This window comes from Tabrizicola sp. (assembly GCF_031377265.1).
In the GTDB taxonomy this organism is placed as follows: domain Bacteria; phylum Pseudomonadota; class Alphaproteobacteria; order Rhodobacterales; family Rhodobacteraceae; genus JAUYQR01.
This window is the reverse complement of sequence record NZ_JANMET010000261.1, coordinates 1-6771: the sequence shown is the minus strand read 5'-3', so window position 1 is coordinate 6771 and position 6771 is coordinate 1. Positions and strand designations below refer to the sequence as shown.

Here is a 6771-nt window from a genome sequence, read left to right as displayed (position 1 = left end):
TTTGGTGGCAAGGCTTAGCTGCGGGTCGGGATGGGCAGTGGAGTCGTAGACCACGACGATCTGGTCCTGGACAAAGTCGTAGTCGGCAATCCGGGCCACGTTGCCTTCGGCCAGCCATTCCTGCACGACAAAGCTGTCTTCGCCGTCACCGCCCATGGCATGGTCGCCCATCCCGAGGGTCAGCACGTCATTGCCGGTGCCGCCGTTCAGATAGTCTGTCTGGCCATCATCCTGAGCACCGTCGAGGCCGGAAAGCTGGTCATCCCCCGCGTTGCCATCAAGAATATCGGACCCCGCCCCGCCAAAGAGGGAATCGTCGCCCTCACCGCCAGCAAGCCAGTCGGCATCGCTGCCGCCAAACAGCTCATCATCGCCCATGCCGCCCAACAGTGTGTCAGCACCAGCCCCGCCGGACAGCGTATCGTCACCTTCGTGGCCGAACAGCAGGTCTGCGCCAAAATCGCCGGTCACAAGATCATCGCCAGCCTGCCCGTGTAGCGTGTCATCACCAAAGCCGCCGGAGATGTTGTCATCCTCTGCCCCGGCCCAGACCATATCGTTGCCTGCCCCGGCATCGATCGTGTCGGCGCCACCCTTGGCGTCGATCTGGTCATCACCGGCACCGCCTGACAGAGTGTCAGCCGCACCGCCGCCAGACATAAGATCATTTCCTTCGCCGCCCTGAAGCGAGACGGCAGCGTCTTGCGGATCAGGCAGGTCGTCGGAAACGGGGTTGCCTTCGATATGTTCGTCGGGATCATCAAGCAGGTTACCTGCGCCGCCATCCAGCCCATTCGTATCTTCCCCGGCCCCGTCGTCGGGAAGATCATCGCTATCGTCATCCGCCTTTGTTGGGTGCGATAGCAAAGCGTCCGCTGCAACGCCAGCAAACAATATGCCCAAAACACCGAGAATAGACAACATCGCAGACAACCCCCTAAACGGTGGCGCGGTTTAGCGCGCCGTTAACCAGATTTCCGTTAACCATTTGATCCGGTTTAGAAAATCATTCCGTCTGAGATAGCACGAATCGCCTGATCCCGAAAGCATTGCCCGGTTGCGCAAGCCGCTTTTTTCGACTCTGGGTTAACCAATTCTGTTTTCCACACCGGCCCCGCTGCGGGGATGATGCCGGCGTTGGGCAAGCACTTCACGCTTTTCTTTCAAGGGGAACTCCCCTATATGCGCGCATCCGCACCAGATTGCGGACCCTCCAAGGGCCTTGCTGGACGACATCCCGGCCTGCGCCATAACCCCTTATCCAAGGAGATCCCGATGTCGATTACGGTTGAAGAAAAAGCACGTCTGATCAAGGAATACGCGACCAAGGAGCATGACACCGGTTCGCCGGAAGTGCAGGTTGCGATCCTGTCGTCGCGGATTGCCACGCTGACTGAGCATTTCAAGGGCCACAAGAAGGACAACCACTCGCGTCGTGGTTTGTTGATGATGGTGGCCTTGCGCCGCAAGCTTCTGGACTATCTGAAGAAGAAAGACGAGCCGCGGTATACGTCGTTGATCACCCGCTTGGGCCTGCGCCGGTAAGTTCGGCCACAGGACGATGTACGACGCCCGTAGTGAAAGCTGCGGGCGTTTTCATTTCTGCCGTGTCACATCGTCGAGAAATCCACAGCGTCCGGCGTGACCTTCGCCGTCACCATGTTCTGGAACCGGCCAACCCCTGCGATCTTGCTCAGCGCCCCGAAGAACGCCTGCACATGGGGCCTTTGCAGATGCGCCTCATGCGCCGCCTCGCTGTCGAAGCATTCGCACACCAGCACGGTCAATGGGTCTTCCCGTGTCCGCATCATCTCGAAGAACCGGCACTCCGGCTCCGCGCGACACTCTTCCAGATACCGCGTGATGATGTTGTCAAACGCCTGCTAAGCCCCCGGATTCAGGCTCAGCCAGCCAACAATCACCTTGTTTCCTGCTTCTGGTTGCCGCATTGCGCCCTCCCGCAATCAGAGGCGAGACCGGGCACGTTCACCCTTCGCCTCGACCGCAACAATATCACGGGCGCGAGCAAAAGATCACTCCCCTTCCCAAACCCCCCGTTTTCCTGTATGCGCCCGGAATCTGCGATATGAGGCCATGCCCCCGGCCGCATGCAAAGGATAGGGGGCGGCGGCAATGGGGCCGCCATGCAAGCGAGAGACACGGCAGGGGCTGTGGGTGCTCTCATATAGGGAACGATACATGTTCAAAGTGACGACAAAATCCATCCAGTGGGGCCGTGACAAGCTTACCCTGGAATCGGGCAAGGTTGCCCGTCAGGCCGATGGTTCGGTGATTGCGACGCTGGGGGAAACCTCGGTGATGGCAAACGTGACCTACGCCCGCACGCAAAAGCCGGGGCAGGACTTCTTCCCGCTGACCGTGCACTACCAAGAGAAATACTATGCCGCGGGCAAGATCCCAGGCGGCTTTTTCAAGCGTGAAGCGCGCCCGTCGGAGAAAGAGACGCTGACCTCGCGTCTGATCGACCGGCCCTGCCGCCCGCTGTTCGTCGAAGGCTTCAAGAACGAAGTGCTGGTGATGGCCACCGTGCTGAGCCATGACCTTGAGAACGATCCCGATATCGTGGCGATGATCGCGGTGTCGGCGGCGCTGACGATTTCCGGCGTGCCGTTCATGGGCCCGATCGGCGCTGCGCGCGTTGGTTTCACGGCCGGTGCCTATGTGCTGAACCCGTCGGTCGACGACATGCATGTGCTGCGCAACAACCCCGACCAGCGGTTGGATCTGGTTGTCGCGGGCACCAAAGATGCCGTGATGATGGTAGAATCCGAAGCCTACGAGCTGTCGGAAGACGAAATGCTGGGTGCGGTGAAGTTCGGCCATGCCCAGATGCAGCCGGTGATCGACCTGATCATCGACTTCGCCGAAGACTGCGCGAAAGAGCCGTTCGATTTTCAGGCACCCGATTACTCGGCGCTGTATGCCCGGGTGAAGAAGGCCGGCGAAAAGCAGATGCGCGCCGCCTTTGCGATCCGTGACAAGCAAGAGCGGACCTCGGCCATCGAAGCGGCGGTTGACGCGATCAAGGCGGCGGTTTCGGAAGAAGACCAGAAGGATGCAAACCTGTATCCGGCGATCAAGAAGCTGGAATCGTCGATCCTGCGCGGCGACGTGGTGAAGACCGGTATCCGCATCGACGGCCGCGACACCAAGACGGTGCGCCCGATTGTCTGCGAAACCGGCATCCTGCCGCGCACGCATGGCTCGGCCCTGTTCACCCGTGGGGAAACCCAGGGCCTTGTGGTGACCACGCTGGGCACCGGCGAAGATGAGCAGATCATCGACGCGCTGCATGGCAACAGCCGGTCCAACTTCCTGCTGCACTACAACTTCCCGCCCTATTCGGTGGGCGAAGTGGGCCGTGTAGGCAGCCCCGGCCGTCGTGAGATTGGCCATGGCAAGCTGGCCTGGCGCGCGTTGCAGGCGGTTCTGCCTGCGGCGACGGATTTCCCCTATACCATTCGTGTGGTGTCGGAGATCACCGAGAGCAACGGCTCGTCCTCGATGGCATCGGTCTGCGGTGGCAGCTTGTCGATGATGGATGCGGGCGTGCCGCTGAAGGCACCGGTCGCAGGCGTCGCGATGGGCCTTATCCTGGAAGACGATGGCAAGTTTGCCGTGCTGACCGACATTCTTGGCGACGAGGATCACCTCGGCGACATGGATTTCAAGGTGGCTGGCACCGCGAACGGCATCACCTCGCTGCAGATGGACATCAAGATTGCGGGCATCACGCCAGCGATCATGGAGCAGGCTTTGGCGCAGGCCAAGGACGGGCGGATGCACATTCTGGGCGAGATGGCGAAATCGCTGACCTCGGCGCAGGCATTCAGCCAGTACGCGCCGAAGATCGAAACGCTGACCATCCCGACCGACAAGATCCGGGAAGTCATCGGGTCGGGCGGCAAGGTGATCCGCGAGATCGTGGAAGTGTCGGGCGCCAAGGTCGATATCAACGACGACGGCATGATCAAGATCGCATCGAACGACGCGGCTGCGATCAAGCGCGCCTATGACATGATCTGGTCGATCGTGGCTGAACCCGAAGAGGGCAAGGTTTACACCGGCAAGGTCGTGAAGCTGGTCGATTTCGGCGCGTTCGTGAACTTCTTCGGCAAGCGCGACGGTCTGGTGCATGTCAGCCAGATTTCGGCCAAGCGTCTGAACCACCCGAACGAGCTGTTGAAGGAAGGTCAGGAAGTGAAAGTGAAGCTTCTGGGCTTTGACGATCGCGGCAAGGTGCGGCTGGGCATGAAGATGGTCGATCAGGAGACCGGTGCCGAGATCGTGGAGACGAAAGAAGAGGCGTAAGCCTTTTTGCCGACCCGATTGCACCGGCCCCGGGGGAAACCTCGGGGCCTTTGCAGTGGGTCTGGCGGTTCAGCCGGTTACGGTGATCACGGTCCACATGCCCATCTGGTAATGGCCGGGGACATTGCAATAGAGCACATAGGTGCCCGGCGTCAGGGTCACCGTCAAGCTGCCGGTGGCCCCGGTGTCCAGTTCGGCAACCTCGCCGACATGCCCTGCGGCATCTTCATCCACACGCTGTTCGTCCTCGACATAGGGCAGCGGCACGGCGGGATCGGCCACGGCGGTGACGACCATCTCATGGATGAGGTCCTTCGAGGTGTTGGTGACCGCGAAGGTGACCTCGCCGGCAGGAACCGTGGCCTGATCGGCAGTGATGCCCATCATCGCCATCGCCATATCGCCACCCATCATCATGCCCATGGCAGGCATCTTGCCCATCGTCTCCATCGACATGCCGCCCTTGTCCCAGAGCGAGACGTTGATCGTTGTGCCGGCAGCGGTGGCGGGAAGCGACAGTAAGGTGGCGACAGCTGCGCCTGTGGCAGCAAGCAGTGCCGAACGTCTGGTGAGTTTCATGGCCGTCTCCTCGATAGCGGTTAGGCTTATTGCCCCGTTCGACGGTAGCGCCGCGCGCCAAGCACCGCTGTGATCCAGATCACGCGGCCCGCGGCAGGGCTTTTGGCCGCCTCGGGCGTGGCCTGGGACCCTCGCGGATGTTGGTCGCTGCGGCCGGATGCCAGGATCATCGCGCCCCGAGAGCGCAAGTGGCGTCTTATCCCCCTTGAAGTCGGCTTCGAGGAGGAGTTATGTTATGACATAACATTATGAGGGACTTTCATGCGCGATACCCGCCTTCCCGTTACCGTCTTGTCCGGCTTTCTTGGCGCGGGGAAGACCACGCTTTTGAACCATGTTCTGAACAACCGCGATGGCCGCCGGGTGGCGGTGATCGTCAATGACATGAGCGAGGTCAACATCGACGCGGATCTGATCCGTGAGGGCACCGAGCTGTCGCGGTCGGAGGAGAAGCTGGTCGAGATGACCAATGGCTGCATCTGTTGCACCCTGCGCGATGACCTTCTGGTCGAGGTGCGGCGCCTGGCGGCGGAGGGGAGGTTCGACTATCTTCTGATCGAAAGCACCGGCGTCGCCGAGCCGATGCCGGTTGCCGCGACCTTTGATTTCCGTGACGAGGCGGGGGAGAGCCTGTCGGATGTGGCGCGGCTGGACACCATGGTGACCGTTGTCGACGCGATCAACCTTTTGCGCGACTTTGCCAGCCATGACTTTCTGGCCGACCGCGGCGAAAGCCTGGGCGAGGGCGACGAGCGCACGCTGGTGAACCTGCTGACCGATCAGATCGAGTTCGCCAATGTGGTGATCCTGAACAAGATCGCCGATGCAGGGCCAGAGCGGGCCGATGCGGCGCGCAAGATCATCAAGGCGCTGAACCCTGATGCGGTGCTGATCGAGACGGACCGCTCGGTCGTGGACCCCGGTGAGATCTTCGATACCGACCTGTTCGATTTCGACCGCGCGTCCGAGCATCCCTTGTGGGCCAAGGAGCTGTACGGCTTTGCCCACCACACCCCGGAAACCGAGGAATATGGAATCGCGTCTTTCGTCTACCGCGCCCGCGCGCCGTTCCATCCGGAGCGGATTCACGCGGTGCTGAATGGCGCATTGCCGGGGGTGATCCGGGCCAAGGGACATTTCTGGGTGGCCAGCCGGCCGAACTGGGTGGCCGAGTTTTCGCTGGCGGGGGCGGTGTCTTCGGTGACACCCCTCGGCGGCTGGTGGGCGAGCGTGCCGAAGGACCGCTGGCCGACGCATCCGGATGCGCTGAGCGAGGTGGCATCAAAATGGCAGGAGCCATGGGGCGACCGGCGCCAGGAACTGGTTTTCATCGGGCATGGGATGGATGAGGCAGGTCTGCGGGTGGCGTTGGACGCGGCGCTGGTCGCGGCGGGGGATTTCACCCCCGCCGTCTGGGCGGATCTGCCCGATCCGTTTCCGGAATGGCGGCGCAAGGCCGCGTAATGTCAAACCTGCGGTCACGCCGGGCGCGCAGCCGCACCGGCGACGCGATGCGTGAACATGACCAGCTGCCGGTGGATCTGCGCCTTTGGGCAGCCCAGGCGGCGCTGCCTTGGAGCCCGCGCAGCCTGCGGCGGATCTGGCAGCGGGCCTTGGCGCAGACCGGCTGCCGCAAATCCGCCTTGGCGCGGTTGAATGCCGCCGAAGCCGCCATGTTGGCGCGCGAGGCTCCGGCGGTTTGGCGGATCAGGCATTAACGGGGGCCTTGGCGAACCGCAGGTAGGGCAGACGGATGTCCAGATCGCCGAAGCGTTCCTTCGCCTGATCGTTGTTCAGCGCCAGCGCCACGATTACATCCTGCCCAGGCACCCAGTTTGCAGGCGTGGCCAGCGGCACGCC

Annotated in this window: 7 protein-coding genes and 1 pseudogene; 4 read left to right on the top strand and 4 right to left on the bottom strand. The window is 62.0% G+C overall.

The window, feature by feature from the left end; all coding sequences use genetic code 11:
* Nucleotides 1-924, bottom strand: a 924-nt coding sequence (locus RMO18_RS14975; protein ID WP_309666960.1) for a calcium-binding protein, incomplete at its 3' end; no start/stop codon positions are given.
* 351 nt (nucleotides 925-1275) lie between these two features.
* Between RMO18_RS14975 and rpsO the strand changes: the two genes are divergently transcribed.
* Complete coding sequence (rpsO, locus tag RMO18_RS14970) at nucleotides 1276-1545, top strand: 30S ribosomal protein S15 (RefSeq protein ID WP_309666961.1); 270 nt, start codon at nucleotides 1276-1278, stop codon at nucleotides 1543-1545.
* Nucleotides 1546-1610: 65 nt separating this feature from the next.
* Here the strand turns inward: rpsO and RMO18_RS14965 are convergent, their stop codons facing one another.
* Complete coding sequence (locus tag RMO18_RS14965) at nucleotides 1611-1868, bottom strand: putative quinol monooxygenase (protein WP_405054086.1); 258 nt, start codon at nucleotides 1866-1868, stop codon at nucleotides 1611-1613.
* Between the two features lie 331 nt (nucleotides 1869-2199).
* Between RMO18_RS14965 and pnp the strand changes: the two genes are divergently transcribed.
* A complete protein-coding gene (pnp, locus tag RMO18_RS14960) occupies nucleotides 2200-4332 on the top strand; it encodes a polyribonucleotide nucleotidyltransferase (RefSeq protein ID WP_309666958.1) in 2133 nt (710 codons plus the stop codon).
* A 69-nt stretch (nucleotides 4333-4401) separates the two neighbouring features.
* Here the strand turns inward: pnp and RMO18_RS14955 are convergent, their stop codons facing one another.
* Nucleotides 4402-4911 carry a plastocyanin/azurin family copper-binding protein gene (locus RMO18_RS14955; protein ID WP_309666956.1) on the bottom strand — a complete coding sequence of 170 codons (510 nt, stop codon included), beginning with the start codon at nucleotides 4909-4911 and terminating at the stop codon, nucleotides 4402-4404.
* 261 nt (nucleotides 4912-5172) lie between these two features.
* On the opposite strand from RMO18_RS14955, the gene RMO18_RS14950 reads away from it, so the two are divergent.
* A complete protein-coding gene (locus RMO18_RS14950) occupies nucleotides 5173-6375 on the top strand; it encodes a GTP-binding protein (protein WP_309666954.1) in 1203 nt (400 codons plus the stop codon).
* Entirely contained in the window at nucleotides 6375-6629 is a 255-nt protein-coding gene (locus RMO18_RS14945) for a DUF6525 family protein (protein WP_309666953.1), read from the top strand. The genes RMO18_RS14950 and RMO18_RS14945 overlap by 1 nt, the downstream gene beginning before the upstream one ends.
* Here the strand turns inward: RMO18_RS14945 and RMO18_RS14940 are convergent.
* Nucleotides 6619-6771, bottom strand: a pseudogene (locus RMO18_RS14940) (peroxidase); the annotation flags it as partial. The gene RMO18_RS14945 and the pseudogene RMO18_RS14940 sit on opposite strands and share 11 nt — an antisense overlap.

Excerpts from the sequence above, each read along its gene's own strand:
- rpsO (WP_309666961.1), top strand. The coding sequence starts at position 1,276 with ATGTCGATTACGGTTGAAGAAAAAGCACGTCTGATCAAGGAATACGCG.
- pnp (WP_309666958.1), top strand. The coding sequence starts at position 2,200 with ATGTTCAAAGTGACGACAAAATCCATCCAGTGGGGCCGTGACAAGCTT.
- RMO18_RS14955 (WP_309666956.1), bottom strand. The coding sequence starts at position 4,911 with ATGAAACTCACCAGACGTTCGGCACTGCTTGCTGCCACAGGCGCAGCT.
- RMO18_RS14950 (WP_309666954.1), top strand. The coding sequence starts at position 5,173 with ATGCGCGATACCCGCCTTCCCGTTACCGTCTTGTCCGGCTTTCTTGGC.
- RMO18_RS14945 (WP_309666953.1), top strand. The coding sequence starts at position 6,375 with ATGTCAAACCTGCGGTCACGCCGGGCGCGCAGCCGCACCGGCGACGCG.